Origin of the sequence: Motilimonas eburnea, assembly GCF_021295345.1 — a bacterium.
Taxonomy (GTDB): Bacteria; Pseudomonadota; Gammaproteobacteria; order Enterobacterales; family CBDFNC01; genus Motilimonas; species Motilimonas eburnea.
The window spans coordinates 195,145-217,842 of sequence record NZ_JAIMJB010000006.1 but is presented as its reverse complement, the minus strand read 5'-3'; the positions used below and the strand labels follow the sequence as shown (position 1 = coordinate 217,842).

Genomic DNA, 22,698 nt, shown 5'->3' with positions numbered 1-22,698 from the left:
TTATGCTTGGCGGCAATAGCGCTGTGGACCCACCTGATTCCATGCCGAACTCAGAAGTGAAACGCAGCAGCGCCGATGGTAGTGTGGGGCTTCCCCATGTGAGAGTAGGACACCGCCAAGCTCCAAATTTATAAAGCCATCCTGTTTAGGGTGGCTTTTCTCGTCTCAGAACGAGGATACCAGTTTTTTTGGTGACAATAGCGTTGTGGCCCCACCTGATTCCATGCCGAACTCAGAAGTGAAACGCAACAGCGCCGATGGTAGTGTGGGGCTTCCCCATGTGAGAGTAGGACATCACCAAAACCCTATAAAAAAAGCAGCCTCCGAGCTGCTTTTTGCATTTCATAAGCCTTGCATTCACCTCACTCTTAGGTGAGGTGCAGTAACATACTAATTATTAACTGATGTGTAAGGAAGGGGGGCGATGTAGAGCGTTGATTCTGCTTGTTCCTTGATCCTAAACTGGCTATTGTTCGGATCGCTATCTTTGGGTAGTACGGCCAGCAGCTCAATATGTTGATCGCCATATTGGCAACCCGAGATAACCTGACCGACTCGCTTCCAGTTATCACCTATTTTCAGCTCAACGGTATCACCAACCTCAGGTTTGCTTTGTGCGCGCCCAGTAAGAATAAACATCCCTCGTTTGTTGGCGCCGCGGTACTTCGCTCTGGCGATGGTTTCTTGGCCTATGTAACAACCTTTAGTAAAGCTAATGCCTTCTAACTCATCTAAGTTGAGTGCTTGTGGGATGTATTCACCGCTGGTTTTTTCTTCGATAAAACCCACGCCAGAGGCGATGTTTAGCGCATTCCAGATACCATCGGTGAATAGTTCAGCTTGCTCTTTCAGCTCAGTTAAAGCTTGTTCTGCCACCTCGTTTTTAAGGATCACGAGGTAACGTAGTGATGGATAAGGTTGCTTAATTAGAGCGCCATTGGGTAATAGGCGACTTTTGTCGTGGGTCGCTGCGGTATCAAGATGCTGAGCAATGTAATGTGCTGATTTAGAGCCAATAAGACCAAGCATTTGATATTCGGTCTCGATATCAATTTCAACTTTTGAAAAAACGGCAAACTTTTTCAATGCAGGCAACTGTATCGGGGTCACTGATTTAGGCTGCGTGAGTAAGATCCGATCTTCCAGCACGATCAAGCGAAATACACTGATCGTTTTACCCTGTGCATCACATTGCGCGGCCATGGTTTGTTGGCCGGGGGCTAGGCTATTTAGATCACAGGTTAGCTGGCCTTGTAAAAAGTTAATTCTATCTTCGCCTTTGACGGAAATAAGATCCCAGCTATCTAGTTTACATAGAGCTAATTCAGGCAGTAATGAGATGTTTTCAAGACTGGTTAAATCACGCATGGTTATTCCTTTCAAGCGTTAAAGTGTCTAACCTCATGTTATAGTTCACAAGGCACTTTGTCAGTAGTTGTCATCGTGATTTTATCCCTATAACATGCGATCAACATATTGCTTTTGCATTTCTAATAGCAGGAACACACAAAATGAATCCACAAAATGAAAAATCAAGACTACTCTGGGCCTGTCGTCGAGGCATGTTAGAGCTAGATGTGTTGTTTCGCCCATTTGTTGAAGAAGCTTACGATGATTTATCGAGTGAGCAGCAGCGCATATTTAAACGCCTGCTAACCTGTGACGACCCAGACTTATTCGCTTGGTTTATGGGGCACCAAGATTGCCAAGATCCTGAGCTTGCAGCCATGGTGGGCCTTATTTTAAATCGTGTTAAGGTATAACGCTAAGCTGCACCCTTCAAGACTTGCTCAGCTCGTCTTTTTCCTTCCTTTTGCCCTGCTATCTGGTGGGGCTCTATGGCTTAAGGTATCACCCATCACCTTATTAGCGAGTGCCGTTCTATTATTCGCTGGTCTAGTCATGGCGCTTCAGCTAAAACCAAAATATCAAATGATATTATTTGATGACGTGGGTGGTGTCACTTTGCAAGGTGAACAGGTGTTTAATGGCCAAATGGAAGTGGGTTGTCAAGTTTGGCCGTGGTTACTGGTTGTTAAGTTGAAAAATGAACAGCAGGCTTTTCGGCTATTGGTGTATGCCGATGGCATTTCTAATCAAGGGTATAGACGTCTAGCGAGAGTCATTAATTTGAATCGATTTTCTTATCCTTAAAAGGGGATGTGAGCGTTTACTCGCATCCCCTCTTAAAAATTAAGGTTTAGGCGTGAGTATGGTTGGCCCTGACTCAGGAAGTAAGTCGGGGTAATCTAAGTTAAAGTGTAAACCGCGACTTTCTTTTCTTGCCATGGCACAGCGTATGATGAGCTCGGCAACTTGAACAAGGTTACGTAACTCAAGTAAATTGTTGCTTACACGGAAATGAGAGTAATATTCATTGATTTCTTGTTGTAACAGCTGGACACGGCGCAAAGCGCGCTCAAGTCGCTTATCGGTACGGACAATACCGACATAGTCCCACATAAATAGGCGTAACTCGTGCCAGTTATGTTGAATCACCACTTCCTCATCCGAATTAGACACTTTACTCTCATCCCATGCCGGTACCTGAGGGATTTTACGCTTGTGAGGCAGTTTATTAATAATGTCTTTAGCTGCAGCATGAGCAAACACAATACATTCTAATAATGAGTTTGAGGCCATGCGATTAGCGCCATGTAGGCCGGTGTAGGACACTTCACCGATTGCATAAAGCCCTGCTAAATCAGTTTGCCCGTGCATGTCTGTCATCACACCTCCGCAGGTGTAATGTGCCGCAGGCACAATAGGAATTGGCTGGGTTGCCATATCAATGCCCAACGATAAGCACTTTTCATAAATGGTGGGAAAGTGCTTCATAATAAACTCTTTTGGCTTGTGGCTGATGTCTAGATACATGCAGTCCGCACCCAAGCGTTTCATTTCATGGTCGATGGCCCGCGCCACAATATCACGCGGGGCTAGCTCGGCGCGCTCGTCACGCTCTAACATAAACCGAGTGCCGTCCGGACGACGTAAATACGCCCCTTCGCCGCGAAGAGCTTCGGTCAATAAAAAGTTTCTGGCTTCGGGATGATATAAACAAGTGGGGTGAAATTGATTAAACTCCATGTTGGCAACGCGGCAGCCAGCTCGCCATGCCATGGCAATGCCATCACCACTGGAAACATCGGGGTTACTGGTGTACTGGTAAACCTTGCTTGCCCCGCCAGTCGCGAGGGCAACAAAATTGGCCTTGATGACTTCTACTTGCTCAGCGTCTCGGTTCCAAACATATGCCCCGACAATGTGGTTACCTGCCAAGCCAAGCTTGCGTGTGGTGATTAAGTCGACGGCGTTGAAGCGCTCCATCACTGTGATGCGAGGGTGCTGAGCAACCGCTTCGATTAGCGTGGTTTGTACGGCTTTGCCGGTTGCATCTGCAGTATGCAAAATACGTCTATGGCTGTGGCCACCCTCTCGGGTTAAGTGATATTTGACTTCATCACTGTCTTTGTCTTTGCTTTCTTCCCGATCGAAGGGAACGCCTTCACCTATCAGCCATTCCATGCAGTCTTTGGCTGTGGTGGCTGTAAACAGGACGGTTTCTTCATCGCAGATCCCAGCGCCTGCAACTAAGGTATCGGCTACGTGGGATTCAATACTGTCGGATTCGTCAAATACAGCTGCAATGCCCCCTTGAGCATACATGGTCGAGCCTTCAGAGAGCGGCCCTTTACTTAATACACGAACATCCGCGTGTTCGGCTAATTTTAGTGCTAATGAGAGACCAGCTGCGCCACTACCGATAATCAAAACATCAGAAAGGTATTCAACATTATGTTTCATAGGGTACTATTGCCAATAAAGTAAGACTTACCGTATGTTACTCGTTCTTTCGTTAATATGCATTTATCCGAGACAGGGCAAGTAGAAATTATTTTGCAGTTCTATGAACTTTTCTTAATTTCAGCAGTCTATCATTATGCAATAACATTCGAGCTAGTCGATTTTTGTTTGAATTTTGGAGGCCGACGTCTCGAATGGGCGCGCAAGAAACTGATCAACAAATTGTTGAACGTGTTCAGCAAGGTGACAAAAATGCTTATAACTTGTTGGTCATTAAATACCAAAACAAGGTAGCAAGCTTAGTATCACGTTACGTGAGTCACCCCGGTGATGTACCGGATGTAACACAAGATGCATTTATAAAAGCATATAAAGCCTTAGCCACATTTAGAGGCGAAAGCGCTTTTTATACTTGGCTGTACCGAATAGCGGTAAACACAGCAAAGAATTATCTGGTCGCGCAGGGGAGAAGACCCCCGTCTGCCGACCTAGATGTGACCGAGGCCGAAGTTTTTGAAGATCATGATGCGTTAAAGGAATCTTCTTCGCCTGAAGCTGTCACACTCAGTAATGAAATTAAACATGTTGTATTTAGTACGATAGAAAATTTGCCCGATGATTTGCGCACAGCGATAACGCTACGTGAATTAGAAGGAATGAGTTACGAAGAAATATCTGATGTCATGGGGTGTCCCGTGGGGACCGTAAGGTCACGCATCTTCCGTGCTCGAGAAGCTATCGATAAAAAGATCCAACCGCTATTGCAGCGTTAATGGGGAAACAGAATGTCTAATCATGAAAAACTATCTGCTTTTGTCGACAGTGAATTAAACGACAGAGGCTTTCTGTCTGATTTACTGAAAGATGAGCAGATGGTCGATCAATTTTCACGCTATCAACTTATCGGTGATGTGATGCGTGGCGATACACTCGATGATGTCAATCTTGATGTCGCATCGTCCGTGATGAGTGCTTTAGATGATGAACCTACTGTAATGGCACCTCAAAAAGCGACACCGGAGCGAGGTGATTCGATTTTACCTAGTAATGTCGTGCCTTTATTCAAGAAAGTAGGGCAGTATGCCATCGCGGCATCAGTGGCTGCATCAGTGGTTATCGGGGTGCAATTAAATACCGCACAACAAGATAGTTTGACGCCAGCGCCAGTATTAGATACTGTGCCTTTTGTAGGTATTGCTGAGCCGGTCAGTCTTCAAGCCCAGCCTGCTAACGTTGATAAGTTAACCGAACAACAAGAGCTGGAACAGCGTCGAAAAATAAATGCACTTTTACAGGATCACACCTTACAGCAGCGTATGTTGCAACAAAACTAAGTTTACTCAAAGTACACAAGCCATTCTGCTCGCTTGTGTACTTGCCTTGTTTTGTATTCGTAGTTGGGCAGCCCCAAGCGAGCCCCACCCGCCAGCAAATCAGTCTACCGAATTCTTTTTGCAGCAAATGGCTAACTCATTTGCCGAGCTAAATTACGATCTATCCTATATTCAAGTTTTTGAAGGGGTTATTGAACCTAAGCGTTTAAGTCATGGGGTGTTAGATGGGTTAGAAATATCCTATTTGAGTCACCTGAATGGGCCGCCAACGGAATATGTTCAACGCGGCAAGCAAGTCAGCTTTTTTGAACCAGATATCGAGCCCTACACCTTGGAAACAGAGTTACAGCAGGGAAGCCTGTTTCGAATAGCCAAGCAGGACTTGGCCCAACTGCAGTTAAGCTACGATTTTGTTCAGGCGGGCAAAAGCCGAGTCGCCGGGCGACCCGCTCAAGTGATCAGAATGTCGCCTAAAGACGGAGACCGCTACGGTTATCTCATATGGCTAGATCGTCACACTAGCTTGCCGTTACGCATCGACACCCTTGATTTACAAGGTCAGCTTGTAGAACAAATGATGGCTATTTCTTTGCGCCTCTATAACGAGGCGACACCATGGATTGCGGAATTATCGAGTGTTGATTTACCCGCCGTTGTGACGGTCAACAAATCAGCTGCTAACTCTGTTGCCTGGCAACTATCATGGTTACCTAAAGGGTTTCAAGTCGTTTCAAGTGATAGCCACAGTATCCCAATTACGGGGGATGCCGTTGATTACTTTATGGCATCCGATGGAGTGGCCATGGTCTCTGTTTACATCGAGCCAGACGAGCAGCCTATGGCTTCATTAACCCCCGTTGCACGTAAAGGCGCCATTAATCTTATTACTGTTAAGCATCGTGGCAATAAAATTACCGTGGTAGGTGATATTCCAACAGAGACGGGTTTGAAAATAGCGCGTTCGGTCATGGCGACGGGGAACAACAAAGCCAAGGGAAAAGGTAACAACCATGGCTAACGAGCATGGGCAAATTGTGGCCGTTGAATCTGATACCGTTTGGGTGAAGTGCCAAACTCAAAGTGCATGTCAAAGTTGCAGTGCAAAAGGGAGCTGTGGCACCAGTGTACTGGCAAAAGCTTTTCCTATTCGCACCCAGTCCCTTGGGGTGAAGGTTGAGCGCCAGCATGGATTTCAGGTTGGGCAAACGGTGGAGCTGACCGTCACGGATAAAGTGTTGGTGAATGCGGCCATTAAAGTTTATCTACTCCCTCTACTTGGGCTCATACTAGGGGCTGCTGTGTTGCCTTATTTGGTGACACCTGAGTGGGCTGAGCTCAGCTCGGTTATTGGTGGCGGTGTGGGGTTAGCCACTGGACTATTTTTGGCAAATGCTTGTTTTAGCCAGGCCTCGTCTCATCATCAGGTGAGTATTAAACCTGAGTCTCACTCCGATCCTAATCCCTAACTCCCTAAGCCCTCGTCTTTTCCTCTATTCGGCATAAAAGATCACGATAGTTTGCTGTCAGTTTATGCATAAAGATAGCGAGAACGTTACAAATTGGTTAGAATTCGCTCCTTATTTGTTTGTCCCTAAGTATTAACGCCGAGTATTCATGAAGCACATTCGAAATTTTTCCATCATAGCCCACATTGACCATGGTAAATCCACTTTATCCGATCGTTTGATCCAAGTATGTGGCGGTTTGACCGATCGCGAAATGCAGGCTCAAGTTCTAGACTCGATGGATCTAGAAAAAGAGCGCGGTATTACTATCAAAGCACAAAGTGTGACTTTGGATTATCAAGCACAAGATGGAGAGACCTATCAGCTTAACTTCATCGATACCCCGGGACACGTAGACTTTTCATACGAAGTATCCCGCTCGTTGGCTGCCTGTGAAGGGGCGCTATTGGTGGTTGATGCTGGCCAAGGGGTGGAAGCGCAAACCCTTGCAAACTGTTACACCGCGATAGAAATGGATCTGGAAGTGGTCCCTGTCTTAAATAAGATTGATTTACCCGCAGCAGATCCTGAACGTGTCGCGGAAGAAATCGAAGATATCGTGGGCATAGATGCAACTGAGGCGACACGATGCTCAGCCAAAACAGGGGTTGGCGTAGATTTAGTACTCGAAGACATAGTCAAAAACATTCCTGCGCCTGTTGGAGATCCTGAGGCGCCTTTACAAGCCTTAATTATCGACTCTTGGTTTGATAACTACTTAGGGGTGGTTTCGTTAGTCCGGATCAAGAATGGTGTCCTTAAGAAAAACGACAAGATTAGGGTCATGAGCACGGGCCAAGAATGGGGTGTAGACCGCTTGGGTATTTTCACGCCAAAACAAGTCGACACTCAAAGCTTAAGTGCTGGCGAAGTGGGCTGGGTTGTGTGTGGTATTAAAGATATTTTAGGGGCGCCAGTCGGGGATACCTTGACCACAGCCAAACACGGTGCTGAGACACCCTTACCGGGATTTAAAAAGGTTAAGCCACAGGTTTACGCCGGCTTGTTCCCGGTAAGCTCAGACGATTATGAATCATTTCGTGATGCCTTAGGAAAACTAAGCCTGAATGATGCGTCATTATTCTATGAGCCTGAAAACTCGACGGCACTGGGCTTTGGCTTTCGCTGTGGTTTCTTGGGCATGCTGCACATGGAAATCATCCAAGAGCGACTTGAGCGCGAATACGACCTGGATCTTATCACCACCGCACCTACCGTGGTGTATGAAGTTGTGCTGAGCAGCAATGAGATTATTTACGTTGATAGCCCTGCTAAGCTGCCAGCGGTGAATGATCTTAAAGAAATCCGCGAACCTATCGCGCGCTGTAACATTTTAGTGCCGCAGGATTACTTAGGTAATGTGATTACCTTATGTGTGGAAAAGCGTGGCTCGCAAGTGGACATGACTTACCATGGTAATCAAGTGGCCGTGGTCTATGATATTCCTATGGCTGAAGTGGTGTTGGACTTTTTTGATAAGCTAAAATCCACGAGCCGTGGTTATGCGTCTTTAGATTACAACTTCCTGCGATTTGAAGCTTCTAACATGGTGCGTGTTGATGTGCTTATTAATGGTGATCGCGTTGATGCCTTGGCCTTAATTACCCACAAGGATCACTCTGAATCACGAGGTCGCCAACTGGTCGAAGCCATGAAAGACCTGATCCCAAGGCAAATGTTTAACATTGCGATTCAAGCGGCCATTGGCTCGCACATCATTGCTCGTTCAACCGTGAAGCAAATGCGTAAAAACGTTATCGCAAAATGTTACGGCGGTGACGTCAGTCGTAAGAAGAAACTGTTGAAGAAACAAAAAGAAGGTAAGAAACGGATGAAGCAGGTCGGTAACGTTGAGGTACCACAAGAAGCCTTCCTTGCCGTATTGCACATAGGTAAGGATAAGTAATGGCAAATACGTTCTCGTTGATACTGGTTATCGCCACTATCGTGACCGGTATTTTCTGGTGTTTAGATAAGTTTCTTTGGGCACCTAGACGAGCACAAGAGGTGGAAGCGGTTAAAGCCAAATCGAATGTGCCCCTTGATGATGAAGTGCTAGCCAGTATCGCACCTCAGCCGGTTTGGGTTGAGCAAGTTGTCTCCGTGTTTCCGGTTATCGCCTTTGTCACTGTGCTGCGTTCATTTATTTATGAACCGTTTCAGATCCCATCGGGCTCGATGAAGCCAACCTTATTGGTGGGTGACTTTATTCTGGTGGAAAAGTTTGCTTATGGCATTAAAGATCCGGTGTTTCGTACTGAGTTGATTGCCACTGGTAAACCTGAGCGAGGCGATGTGGCGGTGTTTAAATACCCAGTGAACCCACAGATTGACTATATTAAGCGAATTATTGGTTTACCCGGTGATCGTATTGTCTATCAAGGTAAGCAGTTATACATCCAAAAAGCCTGTGATGAAGCGCCTTGTGGGCCTTTGACTAAGGTTGAGATGAAGCCTGTGGGGCCGTTTATGGATGGCCACGTTCAAGTGGATGAGTTAAGTGAGCAATTAACCGCAACGCTTTCCCATCATGTGTTAAATAACAATCGTCGCTCTGAGCGCATTGGCAATTACTTTAATCAGCCGGAAACCGTAAGGCCTGATGAGTGGATAGTGCCACAAGGCCACTACTTTGCGATGGGCGATAACCGCGATGACAGCTTAGACAGCCGTTTTTGGGGCTTTGTGCCCGAAGCTAACTTAGTGGGTAAAGCGGCGGCCATTTGGATCAGTTTTGAGTTTGGCCGTGATGACAGTAGCGCATTACCTAAGTGGGTCCCAACCGATGTCAGATTTAGCCGAATAGGTGGTATCGAATGAATTTAGATAGGCAACGCTTGGCCAGACGCCTTGGTTATGAATTTAAAGACACTAAGCTGTTTCTGCAGGCGCTGACTCATCGCAGTGCAAATGGTAAGCATAACGAACGTCTCGAGTTCCTAGGCGACTCAGTGCTGAGTTTTGTGATATCGACGGATTTATATAAACGTTTTCCTAACATCAATGAAGGCGATATGAGCCGAATGCGAGCGACCCTGGTTAAGGGCAACACCTTGGCGGAGTTTGGTCGTGAATTTGAACTCAAGGATTGTTTGATTTTAGGTCCTGGCGAGTTGAAAAGTGGTGGTTTTCGTCGTGATTCGATTTTAGCTGATACCATTGAGGCACTGATTGGTGCCATCTATTTGGATTCAGATATTGAAACCGTGAATCGATTGGTCTTGTCTTGGTATAAATCTCGCTTGGATATCATTAAACCCGGCGCGGGACAAAAAGATGCAAAAACCAATTTGCAGGAATTTTTGCAAGCCCACAAACGCGACTTGCCTGAATACAAGGTAATTGATATTAAAGGGGAAGCACATAATCAAGAGTTTACGGTTGAGTGTGTGGTTCTTGGATTGCCTGAACCGGCACTAGGAAAGGGCACCAGTCGCCGTAAAGCAGAGCAAGCGGCGGCGAAAAAAGCATTGGAGTTACTGGCATGATAGATGAGCCAAAAATAGATACCCGTTGTGGTTTGGTCGCTATTGTTGGTCGACCTAATGTCGGTAAATCAACCATATTAAATAGCCTACTGGGGCAAAAAGTCAGTATTACGTCGCGTAAGCCGCAAACCACGCGCCATCGTATTCTCGGCATCGACACGCACGGTATTTATCAAACCGTTTATGTGGATACACCCGGTCTTCACATCGAGGAAAAACGGGCGATTAACCGTCTAATGAATAAGGCTGCTTCGAGCACCCTCGCTGACGTGGAGTTGGTGATCTTTGTTGTTGAAGGTACCCACTGGACCGCCGATGACGAAATGGTACTCACTAAGCTTGAAGGGACAAAGGCGCCTGTGGTTTTGGCGGTGAACAAAGTCGATAACGTTAAAGATAAAGAAGCCCTAATGGCGCATTTACAGCACTTGTCCACCTTGCGTGACTTTAAAGCGATTTTGCCTATGTCGGCTAAGCTCAACAAAAATGTCGAGCAGATTGCTGAGTTTGCACGCGAGTCGCTGCCTGAAAACGTTCACTTTTTCCCAGATGATTACATTACCGATCGCTCTAGTCGGTTTATGGCATCAGAAATTGTGCGCGAAAAGCTGATGCGCTTTACCGGGGATGAGTTGCCTTATTCGACCACGGTGGAAATCGAGCAATTTAAGCAACAGGAAAACGGCACGTTACAAATCAACGCCCTGATATTAGTCGAACGAAATACCCAAAAGCGGATGGTAATAGGCAAAAAAGGCGAAAAGCTAAAAGTCATCGGTCGTGAGGCGCGTATCGACATGGAAGAGCTGTTTGACAGTAAGGTGTTTCTTGAGCTGTGGGTGAAGGTTAAGTCGGGCTGGGCCGATGATGAACGCGCCTTACGCAGCTTAGGTTATTCCGAAGATTAAGCGCGAATTAAGGGTGGATTAGGATGCAAGATGCGTTTGTTTTGCACATTCGCCCTTATCGCGAATCCAGCCAACTATTAGAAGTCTTTACTCGACAAGATGGTCGGATTTCTTTACTGGTGAAAGGCAGCCGCAGTAAGCGCTCCAACCTCAAAGGGCTGCTGCAACCTTTTACATTATTGAGCTTAGCGTGGGGCGGCAAAGGCCAACTTAAATATATTCGCAGTGTTGAACCACAAACCCATGCATTGCCTTTACCCGGTGATAAGCTTTACTTGGGGTTATATTTAAATGAACTCTTGTATCGCCTCCTTGAGCATCTCACGCCTTATACTCACTTATTTGAACACTACCAGCAAACCTTACTCGCCTTAGCGAAAAGCCAACATTACGAGCCTATTCTACGCTGTTTTGAATTGGATTTGTTGACCGCCCTAGGTTATGCCATTGATTTTGATTTGGCGGCGGATACCTACGAGCCCATCGTCGCAGAGACCTATTATCGCCTGGATATGGAACAAGGCTTTATTCGCGCAGAGCAAGGTGACAAAGAGGCGTTTTGGGGCGGGCATATTAGGGCGTTGGCAGCACGAGATTTTACGACCCCCGGGCAGGCTCAAGCCGCTAAGCGTTTTTGCCGTATGTTGATCCAACATAATTTGGGTAATCAACCTTTAATCAGTCGACAGCTGTTCATACAACAACGTAACAAGGGATAAGAGTTCAATGGCAATTATTGGTATGGGCACGGACATCGTGGATATTCGTCGCATTGAACAGGCATTAACGAGAACAGGTGATCATTTTGCCAAACGATTATTGGCGCAGAGCGAATGGCAGCAGTTTTTAGCTCACAAACAACCTGCGCGATTTTTGGCTAAACGTTTTGCCGCGAAAGAGGCCGCGGCTAAGGCGTTGGGAACGGGCATTGCCGCGGGGGTGACGTTTACCGATTTTGTTGTGACCAATAACAGCGCGGGCAAGCCTGAGTTATCACTTCAAGGTAAGGCCGCCGAGTTGGCCTTAGCGCAAACCATCAGGCATCACCACATTAGTATTTCTGATGAAAAACATTACGCAGTGGTGACCGTGATTTTTGAATCTTAATCAGCGCTTTGGCTTAGCTAACGGCTGGGTCAGTTAGGTAAGCTTTGGCTGCGGCTTCTACTTTTTTCATCTCATCCATCAGCTCAAACAATTCGGGCTCGAGCTCCTGTATTGCTTGGCCACCTTTTAGCTCCGTTTCGATTAATGCTGCAAGTTTTTGTAAAGTAGGAACACCGCTGTAGCTACAACCGCCATGGAATTTGTGGATCACCGCATCCAATTCCTGCTCATTGAGTTCTTGTGTCATGGCCTGGTTGATATTGGCTTCCACCTCGGCAAAACTTTCCACTAACATGGTGAGCATTTCTTTGGCGAGATCAGGTTTACCGGCACTTTGGCGCAAGGCCAAATCCCAATCAAGGTGAGTTGGGTTGACGGGGTGCTGGTGGCGCTCTACCGCCCACTTATCGATTATTTGCACCAGCATGTTCTCATCGATTGGTTTGGATAAATAATCATCCATGCCTTGTTCAATTAGGTTCTCACGTTCGCCAGCAATAGCATGAGCGGTCACCGCTATGATAGGGGTTTCATTATTGGTTGTGCCTTGGCGAATTTGTTGACAAGCGCTGATACCATCTAAGATTGGCATCTGAATATCCATAAATATGAGGTCGTAGCTGGCTTGCTCCGATCGCTTCACAGCCTCTTTACCATTCGTTGCAGTGACGACTTCACCAACGAGATCATCAAGCATCGCCGAGATCAGTTTTAAGTTGGCTGGGTTGTCATCCACCGCCATCACCTTTAATGCGGTTTGACTGCGATTAGGTTTGAGTTTAATCACTGGCGCTGCGTCAAATTCAACCTGAATATCCGTGAGGGCAGCGGCAAATTTACGGTGATTAACAGGTTTGGTTAACACATGGCTGGCGCCATGGGCCAAGATCTCTTCTTTAATTTCAGGGCTGGCGGTATTAATGTAAACCACCACGTTATCACAGAAATCTTTTGCTTCACTGACCCGCTTAAGTAAAGGACCTATGTGTAAATTATCACTGTGGCCAATCACGATGCTTTGGTATTTATCAGATAACAGCTCGTGCCAACGCTCATTGGTTTGGGCAAGAAACACCTGCATACGCCATAGCTGTAATTGTTGTGAGAATGAGCGAGCAGAAAACTCATCGGCTTCAAATACCAGCACGGGTTGTGATTTTAACCCTGCAACAGGCAAGGGCTCCGACATTGACATGGGGGAAGCGTCAAGGGCGATGGTAAACCAAAAGGTGGAGCCGTGATTTAATGAGGAGACCAGTTCGATTTCGCCGCCCATTTGTTGCACCAATTTTTGTGTGATAACCAGTCCTAGGCCTGTACCACCATAGCGGCGTGTGATGCTGGTATCGGCTTGACCAAAGGCTTCAAAGAGTTGGGCCTGTTGTTTTTCTGAAATACCTATGCCGGTATCAGATACCATGGTTTTGAGGATCAACTTGCCATCTTGTTCACCCATCATGCTGATTTGAATTTCAACGTTACCCATTTCGGTAAACTTAATGGCATTGCCCACGAGGTTGGTGAGCACTTGTTGGAAGCGCAGTGGGTCGCCGACTGCACCCGATGGCACGTCGTGATCGACCATTAAGGATATCTCTAATCCCTTGTCATGTGCGCTCGGAGCCAATAGGGTGACCACTTCATCAACGGTATCTCGCAGCGCAAAGGGGATACTTTCTAATACCAGCTTACCGGCTTCAAGTTTAGAGAAGTCGAGAATGTCATTAATGATATTGAGCAGGTTGTGAGCTGACTTTTCAATGGTTTGTAAGTAGTCGGTTTGGCTTGGGCTGAGAGACGTTTTCAATAATTGGCGTGCAAATCCAATTACGCCATTCAGGGGGGGTCGTAATTCGTGCGACATATTGGCTAAGAATTCTGACTTAACGCGAGCCGCTTCTTGAGCGCGTTTTTTCGCCATGTCCAATTCAACGTTCTGGATTTCGATTTGCTCTAAGGTTTCACGTAAATCTGAAGTTGCTTGGTCAATGCTTTGTTGCATCTCGTCATGGTATTCACTCATGGATTTAGCCATCGAGTTAATGCCATTTTTAAGCATGCCTAATTCACCCGTGAAATTGCCCATCACGCGGGTATCAAGTCGGCCTTCGCGTATTTTATCAACCGCCTTTACCATACGCGAAATCGGCTCGGTCACTTGTTTTACCTGGCGAAATGAGAAAATGATACTGATGACGATACCCAGCAATACAATGAAAAAAGCCGAGGTGGTATCTCTAAACTGCAATAGTAACGCTTTGTCAGTGCTCACTAACATGGCGATGTAACCCAATTTATTGGACTCTTCATCTAACGGCAGTGGCAAGGGGTAATTAGTGAGGTTGTTTTCATCTATGATGGGGGTACGTAAAATTATATAGTCTTCAAACACTTCCACTTCGGTCGATTCAGGAATAGGCTTGTCTTTATCGAGTTTTAATCGACCTATGTTGCGGTGATAGTTACTGTTCACATACAGGGTATTGTCTGGTTTGTAGATACCTATGGTAATAATGGCTGGGCTGTGGCGACGATGAGTGATGCCAATTAAGTCTTTTAAAAACTTGGGATCTTGTTGGCGCATGCCTATTTCAGCGGCAATGGCCAAGGGATCGGCAATATTACGCGCTTGTTCGATGACCAAGTCCTCTAATTGCTGATAGCGATTAAAAGTGAAATAGCCCGCAAGCAAAGTGCCGATGACAATGGTCGGAATAATTGTTAAGGCGATAACCCGAGCGCGAAGGCCGTACTTGGTCATATCAAATGATAAAATAACAATACATGTTTCCACATGTTAGCATGATGCGAGGCGCGGTAATAGGGTTACAACCATGAGCAAACGCTGACTTTTAGTGTGAAGGTTTTCGATTTTAACCAGATATGTGACAATAGACAGCTTAGTTGTTTACCTACATAGAACCCCATGGCCCAATTTTTTAAGCCCAAAGCGCATTCCAATGCACGTAGCACGGCGAAATTAACCTTAGATATTTTACGCTGGGATCACCAAGGTCGCGGCATCGCACAGCACCAAGGCAAGCCTGTTTTTGTGAGTGGTGCGATTGCAGGCGAGCAAGTCGTGGCACAATTACAGCAACAAAAAAAGGAGTTTGCTACGGCGCAAGCCCTTTCTATCCTGTCGCCTTCGCCTCAGCGTCAAACGCCAAGTTGTCAACATTATCAAATATGTGGTGGCTGTGATTTACAGCACCTTAGCTATCCGAGTCAACTGGACTACAAGGCTGAGAGTTTATTAGGCTTGATAGCTAAATTTGCCAAGGTTACCGATATTGAATTGGCGCCAACGCTTTATTGTGATGAATTCGGTTATCGGCGCACCGCGCGATTTGGTTTGCAATACCATAAGAAACAGCGTCATTTGCAAATGAGCTTTCGTCGCAAGGGCAGTAATGATTTGTTTGAGCAAAAAGTGTGCCCTGTTTTGGGGCCGCAACTTGAAGCGTTGATTGGCCCAGTGTACCAAGCCTTGACTCAACTAAGCATCGTTGCAGGGTTAGGACATGTGTCTTTCTACCTTGCCGAACAAGGTCCTGCTATCCTATTGCGCCACCTTAAGCCTTTGACTAAAAAGGATTACAAAATTCTTGAAGCGCTATCAATAGCGCACCAAGCGATCATTTTTTTGCAGGGGAATGACAATCAGGTACAGCAATTGCTTACTTCGTCTGAAACAGGGAACCTCCCTGTTACTTTACGTTATGGCCTCATACCTTGGCAGCAAGCGATTGAGTTTGCTCCTAATAACTTTATTCAAGTGAATGCTAAGGTAAACCTAAAGATGATAGAGCAAGCATTGGCTTGGCTGGACATACAACAAGACGACAAGGTTTTGGACTTGTTTTGTGGTTTGGGGAATTTTAGTTTGCCTATCGCAACGCAAGCCGCTCAGGTCGTGGGGGTTGAAGGGGTGGCAAGTATGGTTGAGCAGGCGAAGGGGAATGCACAGCGAGCAGGTCTGAGTAACGCGGCATTTTATCAAGCAGATTTAAGCCAAGATTTTAGCCAGCAACCTTGGGCCAAGCAAACCTTCAATAAGGCCCTGCTTGATCCTGCTCGCGATGGTGCGCTGTTTGTGACCGAACATTTAGTTAAACTAAATTGCCAGCGTATTGTCTATGTGTCATGTAATCCAGCCACCCTGGCTCGAGATGCCAAGTCGTTGTTGGATCGGGGTTACAGGTTGGCGAAGTTGGGATTGATTGACATGTTCCCGCAAACGGCACATATGGAGTCCATGGCCCTGTTTGTGCGTGATACAAAGAAATAACCCGTTACGCCTAGGCTAACACGATATTCACCGCTTATTTTGGAGAATCAGGATTATGGTTTCAGTTAGAGATACCCACTTTATCAATCAGCAAGAGCGTGATCCTAAAGCGTGGGCCTCTTCACTTAGACTGAATGACAAAGAGCAACAAAAAATTGAGCAAGTCTATGATGCCGTTCAATTAATTAGTCAGCAAGAACAGCGACCTGAAGTGCTGGAAATCGGTGTCGAAATGGTGGAAATATTAATCACCATGAATATGGATGTCAGTACCCTAAAAGCCGCTTTATTATTCCCCAGCTTTGAACATAAGTTTAAAGATGTCACTTGGGTTTCCGAGCACTTTGGCAAGGTCGCCGCGCGATTAGTTCAAGGCGTGACGGACATGGAAGCCATTCGCACCCTGCAAAACAAAGGCCATGCCAAACCCTCGGATATGCAAATAGACAATCTACGTCGCATGCTGTTAGCCATGGTGGAAGATGTGCGAGCGGTGGTGATCAAACTGGCCGAGCGGATATGTCACCTACGGTTAATCAAAAACGCCTCGGAAGAGACGCGCGTATTAGCCGCAAGAGAAATTGCCGATATCTACGCGCCTCTCGCTAACCGCTTGGGTATTGGTCAGTTAAAGTGGGAACTAGAAGATCTGTCTTTTCGCTATTTACATCCTGATACCTACAAAAAAATTGCTAAGCAATTAGATGAAAAACGCATTGATCGTGAAACCTATATAGGCGCTTTCGTTGATAACCTGCGCCAAGGCATGAAAGAGCATGACATTGCAGCACAAGTGTATGGCCGACCCAAACACATTTATAGCATCTGGAAAAAGATGCAGAAAAAATCCTTAGCCTTTGATGAGCTCTTTGATGTGCGGGCGGTGCGTATCATTTGTGATCGTCTGCAAGATTGCTATGCCGCATTAGGGGTGGTACACACCCTGTACAACCATTTGCCAAGTGAATTTGATGATTATGTGGCAAACCCTAAGCCCAATGGTTACCAGTCGATTCACACCGTGGTGCTGGGCCCACAGGGGCGACCTGTTGAAATCCAAATTCGTACTCAAGCCATGCATGAAAATGCGGAGCTTGGCGTGGCGGCTCATTGGAAATACAAAGAAGGCGCGGTTGGCAAAGACAATGGCTATGAAGAGCGCATTGCCTGGCTGCGTAAACTGATTGCTTGGCAAGATGACATGACGGAATCGGGCAGTTTAGTGGATGAAGTTCGCAGCCAGGTGTTTGAAGAGCGAGTGTATGTGTTTACCCCTAAAGGCGAAGTGGTCGACTTACCGTCTGGTTCAACCCCGTTAGATTTTGCTTATTACATTCACAGCCAAGTTGGACACCGCTGTATCGGCTCTAAGGTCGGGGGCAAAATAGTTCCCTTTACCTATCACTTACAAACCGGTGATCAGGTCGAAATTATTACCCAAAAAGAGCCCAATCCAAGTCGAGATTGGCTCAATGCCCATACTGGATATGTCAATTCATCGCGAGCTCGCGCCAAAATCGCCACTTGGTTTCGCCAGCTTGATAAAGATAAACACATACATGCGGGTAAAGAAATGCTGGAAACGGAACTGGCAAAACACGGCTTGAAGTTAACGGCGGCTGAGCCGGCACTGAAAAAAGCCAATGTGTCGTCGATGGAAGAGCTATTTGCCGGTATTGGTAGTAATGACATTCGCTTGAATCATTTCATTAATATTATTCAAAACTTGCACAATAAACCCTCCGCTGCTGAAGCGGATCGTCAAGCGTTAGAAGAGGTGGCAAAGCGCTCTGCTGCAACCAGTAAAACCCGTCGCAAGAAAGATCATGTTGTGGTCGATGGTGTGGGCAATTTAATGACTTCCATCGCCCGTTGTTGTCAGCCTGTACCGGGCGATGAAATCTGCGGTTATATCACCCAAGGGCGCGGCATTTCGGTGCATCGTCTTGAATGTGAGCAGTTAAAAGATTTAGAAGAAGCCCATCCCGAACGTGTCATTGATGCCCAGTGGGGCAGTGAAGAGTCAGCCGGGTATTCATTAACCGTGCGTGTCACTGCCATGGACCGCAATGGCTTGTTAAAAGACATCACCACCTTGTTGGCGAACGAAAAAGTGAATGTATTGGGCGTGAAAAGCCACTCTGATACTCGCAGTCAAACGGCCATTATTGATATGGAGTTGGAGATTAATAACGTCGACTCTTTGGGTAAGGTGTTGGCCAAGGTGAATGCCTTAAAAGGCGTATCGGAAACCAAACGGATTTAATAGATGAAACAAAAATCGAGCAATATTAACCAATTACTTGAAATTATGGCGAAATTACGGGATCCCGATGACGGCTGTCCTTGGGATCAAAAGCAAACGTTTCGCTCGATTGTGCCCCATACCTTGGAAGAGGCCTATGAGGTAGCCGATGCGATTGAACAGCAAGATTATCAAGAATTAAAAGGCGAGCTAGGCGACTTATTATTTCAGGTGGTGTTTTACGCCCAATTAGCCAAAGAGCAGCAACTATTTGATTTTAATGATGTGGTTGAAGCTGTTTCCGAAAAATTGGTACGGCGTCACCCTCATGTGTTTGGCCAAGCTGACTTTGCTGATGAGCAAGCCGTCAAGGCTAACTGGGAGGCAGAAAAAGCCCAAGAAAGGGCTATTACGCTTGCGGCAAAAGCGGATTCTGAACAAGCGCAAGAATTAAGTGTGTTAGACAATATTCCTCGCGCTATGCCGGCGTTAACGCGCGCCAATAAGATCCAAAAACGATGCGCGACGGTGGGCTTTGATTGGCATACCTTGGGCCCAGTGGTAGATAAGATCAAAGAAGAAATTGATGAGGTGCTGGATGAGGTTCACCAAGTGTCTCCTGACCAAGACAGAATCGAAGATGAAGTGGGGGATTTATTATTCGCTACGGTGAACCTAGTACGACACTTAAAGCACGATCCTGAGCAAGCATTACGCCGTGCTAATGACAAGTTTGAGCGTCGTTTTCGCTTGTTAGAAAAGCACTTTTTGAGCCAAAACAAAGCGCTGGATCAATGTTCTCTGGATGAAATGGAACAAATTTGGCAAAAAGTGAAAGAAACTTACGAAAGTTGATTTAAAACAAGATGAAAATTTCTTGCCTCGTTACACTATCTTTCGTTGTGAGCTAGGGGTGGTTTTGTTATAATTTTTTCCCGTCTTGAACGTCTCAAAACCATCGTAACACTCCTAACTTCTCAGGATCAGCATGACTACAAAGTATATATTCGTAACAGGTGGGGTAGTTTCATCCCTAGGTAAAGGCATTGCAGCTGCATCACTGGCCGCTATCCTTGAAGCTCGTGGCTTGAAAGTCACGATCATGAAGCTGGACCCCTATATCAACGTGGATCCGGGCACCATGAGTCCTATTCAGCACGGTGAGGTATTTGTTACCGATGACGGCGCTGAAACTGATCTTGATTTAGGTCACTATGAGCGTTTTATTCGCACTAAGATGACCAAGCGTAATAACTTCACGACCGGTCGTGTTTACTCTGATGTGTTAGCCAAAGAGCGTCGTGGTGACTATTTAGGTGCAACCATTCAGGTTATTCCGCACATCACCAATGGTATTAAAGAGCGTGTGATTGCTGGTGGTGAAGGCGTTGATATCGCGATTGTTGAAATCGGTGGCACCGTAGGTGATATCGAATCACAACCTTTCTTAGAAGCGATTCGCCAGTTAGGCACAGAAGTAGGTCGTGACCATGCTATCTTTATGCATTTAACCCTAGTTCCATTCTTAGGCGCGGCGGGTGAAGTGAAAACTAAGCCGACTCAGCATTCGGTGAAAGAGCTACGCAGTATCGGTATTCAGCCTGATATTTTGGTTTGTCGTAGTGACCGCACTATTCCAGCCAATGAGCGCGCTAAGATTTCGTTATTCTGTAACGTAGAAGAAAAAGCCGTTATCTCATTAAAGGATGTCGACAGTATTTATAAGATCCCTGCCTTACTAAAAGCGCAAAACTTAGATGAATACTGTGTGCGTCGTTTTGGCCTAACTTGCCCAGAGGCGGATTTAAGCGAGTGGGAACGCGTTATCTATGAAGAGGCTAACACGACCACCGAACTGACTATCGCTATGGTGGGTAAGTACGTTGAGCTACCTGATGCTTATAAGTCAGTTAACGAAGCATTGAAACACGGTGGCTTGAAAAACCAAGCGAGCGTGAGCATTAAATACATCGATTCTCAAGACGTTGAAGCTAAAGGCACCGATATTCTTAAAGGCGTTGACGCTATCTTAGTGCCTGGCGGTTTTGGTGAGCGTGGGGTTGAAGGTAAGATTTTGACGGCGCAATATGCCCGTGAAAACAAGGTACCTTATTTAGGTATTTGTTTAGGGATGCAAGTGGCGTTAATCGAATATGCGCGCAATGTGGCCGAGATGGAAGCTGCGCACTCGACCGAGTTTAACCCAAACACACCTAATCCTGTGGTTGGCCTTATTACCGAGTGGATCGATGAGAGCGGTAACGTAGAAACCCGTAGCGAGGATTCAGACCTAGGCGGCACCATGCGCGTAGGTTCACAGCTTTGTCACCTAGTGAAGGGCTCTAAAGTACACGAAATGTATGGCAGCGACACCATTTATGAGCGTCACCGTCATCGTTATGAAGTGAACAATCACCTATTACCGCAAATCGAAAAAGCAGGTTTGAAGGTAACGGGTTTGTCAGCAGACAAGAAATTGGTGGAAATTATCGAAAACCCTGAGCACCCATGGTTTGTGGCTGCGCAGTTCCACCCTGAGTTTACGTCGACGCCGCGTGATGGCCATCCTTTGTTTGAAGGCTTTATTAAAGCGGCTCGCGAGTACCAAAATCGGGAAGATAAGTAGTTTCTCATTGACCCGATAGCGAAGATTTGTTAAAAAATTCATAATTTAAAATGTTGTAAAATTACATAAATGTAGAGGAAATCTTAATGTCTAAGATCGTTAAAGTTCTAGGTCGTGAAATCATCGACTCACGTGGTAACCCAACTGTTGAAGCTGAAGTACACCTAGAAGGTGGTTTCGTTGGTCTAGCTGCTGCGCCATCTGGTGCATCTACTGGTTCTCGCGAAGCACTTGAGCTACGTGACGGCGACAAAGCGCGTTTCCTAGGTAAAGGCGTTCTTAAAGCGGTTGCTGCTGTAAATGGTCCTATCGCAGAAGCGCTAGTAGGTAAAGATGCAGGCGCACAAGCTGAAATCGACCAAATCATGATCGACCTAGACGGCACTGAGAACAAATCTCAGTTCGGTGCTAACGCTATCCTAGCTGTGTCTCTAGCTAACGCTAAAGCTGCTGCTGCGTCTAAAGGTAAGCCTCTATACGAGCACATTGCTGACCTAAACGGTACTCCAGGCCAATTCTCTATGCCTCTACCTATGATGAACATCATCAACGGTGGTGAGCACGCTGACAACAACGTTGACATCCAAGAGTTCATGATCCAGCCAGTTGGCGCGAAGACCCTTAAAGAAGGTCTACGTATCGGTGCAGAAGTATTCCACAACCTAGCTAAAGTCCTTAAGTCTAAAGGCTACAGCACTGCTGTAGGTGACGAAGGTGGTTTCGCTCCTAACCTTAAGTCTAACGCTGAAGCGCTAGAAGTTATCGCTGAAGCGGTTGCTGCTGCTGGTTACGAACTAGGTAAAGACGTGACTCTAGCTATGGACTGTGCTGCATCTGAGTTCTTCGACAAAGAAGCGGGCATCTACAACATGAAGGGCGAAGGTAAGACTTTCTCTTCTGAAGAGTTCAACCACTACCTAGCTGAGCTAGCGAACAAGTTCCCAATCGTTTCTATCGAAGACGGTCTAGACGAGTCTGATTGGGCTGGCTTCAAGCACCAAACTGAACTACTAGGTGACAAGCTTCAACTAGTAGGTGACGATCTATTCGTTACTAACACTAAGATCCTTGCTGAAGGTATCGAGAAAGGCGTAGCTAACTCTATCCTTATCAAGTTCAACCAAATCGGTTCTCTAACTGAGACGCTAGCTGCAATCAAGATGGCTAAAGACGCAGGTTACACAGCAGTAATCTCTCACCGTTCTGGCGAAACTGAAGATGCAACTATCGCTGACCTAGCGGTAGGTACAGCTGCAGGTCAAATCAAGACTGGTTCTATGAGCCGCAGCGACCGTGTTGCTAAGTACAACCAACTAATCCGTATCGAAGAAGCGCTAGGTGAAAAAGCGCCTTACAACGGCCTTAAAGAAGTTAAAGGTCAGTAATC

At 46.3% G+C, this 22,698-nt stretch carries 20 protein-coding genes and 2 rRNA genes; 19 read left to right on the top strand and 3 right to left on the bottom strand.

Going from position 1 to position 22,698, the window contains the following annotated elements; genetic code table 11:
- The first annotated feature begins 5 nt into the window (after positions 1–5).
- Positions 6–121, top strand: a 5S ribosomal RNA gene (gene rrf / locus K6Y21_RS08205).
- Between the two features lie 66 nt (positions 122–187).
- Positions 188–303 (top strand): 5S ribosomal RNA (gene rrf / locus K6Y21_RS08200).
- Positions 304–390: 87 nt separating this feature from the next.
- Here rrf (K6Y21_RS08200) and ygfZ read toward each other — a convergent pair.
- On the bottom strand, positions 391–1,368 hold the full coding sequence (gene ygfZ, locus K6Y21_RS08195) for a tRNA-modifying protein YgfZ (RefSeq protein ID WP_233071351.1): 978 nt from the start codon (positions 1,366–1,368) through the stop codon (positions 391–393).
- A gap of 143 nt (positions 1,369–1,511) precedes the next feature.
- On the opposite strand from ygfZ, the gene K6Y21_RS08190 reads away from it, so the two are divergent.
- Positions 1,512–1,763 carry an FAD assembly factor SdhE gene (locus K6Y21_RS08190; RefSeq protein WP_233071350.1) on the top strand — a complete coding sequence of 84 codons (252 nt, stop codon included), beginning with the start codon at positions 1,512–1,514 and terminating at the stop codon, positions 1,761–1,763.
- Complete coding sequence (locus tag K6Y21_RS08185) at positions 1,750–2,154, top strand: protein YgfX (RefSeq protein ID WP_233071349.1); 405 nt, start codon at positions 1,750–1,752, stop codon at positions 2,152–2,154. The genes K6Y21_RS08190 and K6Y21_RS08185 overlap by 14 nt, the downstream gene beginning before the upstream one ends.
- 39 nt (positions 2,155–2,193) lie before the next feature.
- Here K6Y21_RS08185 and nadB read toward each other — a convergent pair whose 3' ends face one another.
- A complete protein-coding gene (nadB, locus tag K6Y21_RS08180) occupies positions 2,194–3,807 on the bottom strand; it encodes an L-aspartate oxidase (protein ID WP_233071348.1) in 1,614 nt (537 codons plus the stop codon).
- A gap of 194 nt (positions 3,808–4,001) precedes the next feature.
- Between nadB and rpoE the strand changes: the two genes are divergently transcribed.
- From rpoE to acpS, 10 genes are all read left to right on the top strand, one after another.
- Positions 4,002–4,580 carry an RNA polymerase sigma factor RpoE gene (gene rpoE, locus K6Y21_RS08175; RefSeq protein ID WP_233071347.1) on the top strand — a complete coding sequence of 193 codons (579 nt, stop codon included), beginning with the start codon at positions 4,002–4,004 and terminating at the stop codon, positions 4,578–4,580.
- A gap of 12 nt (positions 4,581–4,592) precedes the next feature.
- Entirely contained in the window at positions 4,593–5,141 is a 549-nt protein-coding gene (locus tag K6Y21_RS08170; RefSeq protein ID WP_233071346.1) for a sigma-E factor negative regulatory protein, read from the top strand.
- Positions 5,089–6,159 (top strand): MucB/RseB C-terminal domain-containing protein, encoded by a 1,071-nt coding sequence (locus K6Y21_RS08165; protein ID WP_233071345.1) that lies wholly within the window; start codon positions 5,089–5,091, stop codon positions 6,157–6,159. The genes K6Y21_RS08170 and K6Y21_RS08165 overlap by 53 nt, the downstream gene beginning before the upstream one ends.
- On the top strand, positions 6,152–6,607 hold the full coding sequence (locus K6Y21_RS08160) for a SoxR reducing system RseC family protein (protein ID WP_233071344.1): 456 nt from the start codon (positions 6,152–6,154) through the stop codon (positions 6,605–6,607). Before K6Y21_RS08165 ends, K6Y21_RS08160 begins: the two co-directional genes overlap by 8 nt.
- Before the next feature lie 148 nt (positions 6,608–6,755).
- Entirely contained in the window at positions 6,756–8,552 is a 1,797-nt protein-coding gene (gene lepA / locus K6Y21_RS08155; protein WP_233071343.1) for a translation elongation factor 4, read from the top strand.
- Positions 8,552–9,466, top strand: coding sequence for a signal peptidase I (gene lepB, locus K6Y21_RS08150; RefSeq protein ID WP_233071342.1), 915 nt, complete (start codon positions 8,552–8,554; stop codon positions 9,464–9,466). Before lepA ends, lepB begins: the two co-directional genes overlap by 1 nt.
- Positions 9,463–10,134, top strand: a complete 672-nt coding sequence (rnc, locus tag K6Y21_RS08145; RefSeq protein WP_233071341.1) for a ribonuclease III — start codon at positions 9,463–9,465, stop codon at positions 10,132–10,134. The genes lepB and rnc overlap by 4 nt, the downstream gene beginning before the upstream one ends.
- A complete protein-coding gene (era, locus tag K6Y21_RS08140) occupies positions 10,131–11,042 on the top strand; it encodes a GTPase Era (protein ID WP_233071340.1) in 912 nt (303 codons plus the stop codon). The genes rnc and era overlap by 4 nt, the downstream gene beginning before the upstream one ends.
- 23 nt (positions 11,043–11,065) lie before the next feature.
- Positions 11,066–11,761 carry a DNA repair protein RecO gene (gene recO / locus K6Y21_RS08135; RefSeq protein WP_233071339.1) on the top strand — a complete coding sequence of 232 codons (696 nt, stop codon included), beginning with the start codon at positions 11,066–11,068 and terminating at the stop codon, positions 11,759–11,761.
- Between the two features lie 7 nt (positions 11,762–11,768).
- Positions 11,769–12,149 (top strand): holo-ACP synthase, encoded by a 381-nt coding sequence (gene acpS / locus K6Y21_RS08130; RefSeq protein WP_233071338.1) that lies wholly within the window; start codon positions 11,769–11,771, stop codon positions 12,147–12,149.
- 13 nt (positions 12,150–12,162) lie between these two features.
- Here the strand turns inward: acpS and barA are convergent, their stop codons facing one another.
- Positions 12,163–14,910: a two-component sensor histidine kinase BarA gene (gene barA / locus K6Y21_RS08125; protein WP_233071337.1), complete on the bottom strand. Its 2,748-nt coding sequence runs from the start codon at positions 14,908–14,910 to the stop codon at positions 12,163–12,165.
- Positions 14,911–15,075: 165 nt separating this feature from the next.
- Here barA and rlmD point away from each other — a divergent pair, with 165 nt between their 5' ends.
- From rlmD to eno, 5 genes are all read left to right on the top strand, one after another.
- Positions 15,076–16,440, top strand: coding sequence for a 23S rRNA (uracil(1939)-C(5))-methyltransferase RlmD (gene rlmD / locus K6Y21_RS08120; RefSeq protein WP_233071336.1), 1,365 nt, complete (start codon positions 15,076–15,078; stop codon positions 16,438–16,440).
- Between the two features lie 55 nt (positions 16,441–16,495).
- Complete coding sequence (gene relA / locus K6Y21_RS08115; protein ID WP_233071335.1) at positions 16,496–18,706, top strand: GTP diphosphokinase; 2,211 nt, start codon at positions 16,496–16,498, stop codon at positions 18,704–18,706.
- A gap of 3 nt (positions 18,707–18,709) precedes the next feature.
- Positions 18,710–19,540, top strand: a complete 831-nt coding sequence (gene mazG / locus K6Y21_RS08110; protein WP_233071334.1) for a nucleoside triphosphate pyrophosphohydrolase — start codon at positions 18,710–18,712, stop codon at positions 19,538–19,540.
- Positions 19,541–19,673: 133 nt separating this feature from the next.
- The gene (gene pyrG, locus K6Y21_RS08105) at positions 19,674–21,311 is read left to right on the top strand and encodes a CTP synthase (protein WP_233071333.1); all 1,638 of its coding nucleotides are present in this window, start codon (positions 19,674–19,676) and stop codon (positions 21,309–21,311) included.
- An 86-nt stretch (positions 21,312–21,397) separates the two neighbouring features.
- On the top strand, positions 21,398–22,696 hold the full coding sequence (gene eno / locus K6Y21_RS08100; protein ID WP_233071332.1) for a phosphopyruvate hydratase: 1,299 nt from the start codon (positions 21,398–21,400) through the stop codon (positions 22,694–22,696).
- Positions 22,697–22,698 lie beyond the last annotated feature (2 nt).

Coding starts and splice junctions, on each gene's coding strand:
- era (WP_233071340.1), top strand. CDS start 10,131: ATGATAGATGAGCCAAAAATAGATACCCGTTGTGGTTTGGTCGCTATT.
- barA (WP_233071337.1), bottom strand. CDS start 14,910: ATGACCAAGTACGGCCTTCGCGCTCGGGTTATCGCCTTAACAATTATT.
- rpoE (WP_233071347.1), top strand. CDS start 4,002: ATGGGCGCGCAAGAAACTGATCAACAAATTGTTGAACGTGTTCAGCAA.
- rnc (WP_233071341.1), top strand. CDS start 9,463: ATGAATTTAGATAGGCAACGCTTGGCCAGACGCCTTGGTTATGAATTT.
- K6Y21_RS08190 (WP_233071350.1), top strand. CDS start 1,512: ATGAATCCACAAAATGAAAAATCAAGACTACTCTGGGCCTGTCGTCGA.
- recO (WP_233071339.1), top strand. CDS start 11,066: ATGCAAGATGCGTTTGTTTTGCACATTCGCCCTTATCGCGAATCCAGC.
- K6Y21_RS08170 (WP_233071346.1), top strand. CDS start 4,593: ATGTCTAATCATGAAAAACTATCTGCTTTTGTCGACAGTGAATTAAAC.
- acpS (WP_233071338.1), top strand. CDS start 11,769: ATGGCAATTATTGGTATGGGCACGGACATCGTGGATATTCGTCGCATT.
- relA (WP_233071335.1), top strand. CDS start 16,496: ATGGTTTCAGTTAGAGATACCCACTTTATCAATCAGCAAGAGCGTGAT.
- eno (WP_233071332.1), top strand. CDS start 21,398: ATGTCTAAGATCGTTAAAGTTCTAGGTCGTGAAATCATCGACTCACGT.
- K6Y21_RS08160 (WP_233071344.1), top strand. CDS start 6,152: ATGGCTAACGAGCATGGGCAAATTGTGGCCGTTGAATCTGATACCGTT.
- K6Y21_RS08165 (WP_233071345.1), top strand. CDS start 5,089: ATGCACTTTTACAGGATCACACCTTACAGCAGCGTATGTTGCAACAAA.
- lepA (WP_233071343.1), top strand. CDS start 6,756: ATGAAGCACATTCGAAATTTTTCCATCATAGCCCACATTGACCATGGT.
- pyrG (WP_233071333.1), top strand. CDS start 19,674: ATGACTACAAAGTATATATTCGTAACAGGTGGGGTAGTTTCATCCCTA.
- nadB (WP_233071348.1), bottom strand. CDS start 3,807: ATGAAACATAATGTTGAATACCTTTCTGATGTTTTGATTATCGGTAGT.
- ygfZ (WP_233071351.1), bottom strand. CDS start 1,368: ATGCGTGATTTAACCAGTCTTGAAAACATCTCATTACTGCCTGAATTA.
- rlmD (WP_233071336.1), top strand. CDS start 15,076: ATGGCCCAATTTTTTAAGCCCAAAGCGCATTCCAATGCACGTAGCACG.
- lepB (WP_233071342.1), top strand. CDS start 8,552: ATGGCAAATACGTTCTCGTTGATACTGGTTATCGCCACTATCGTGACC.
- mazG (WP_233071334.1), top strand. CDS start 18,710: ATGAAACAAAAATCGAGCAATATTAACCAATTACTTGAAATTATGGCG.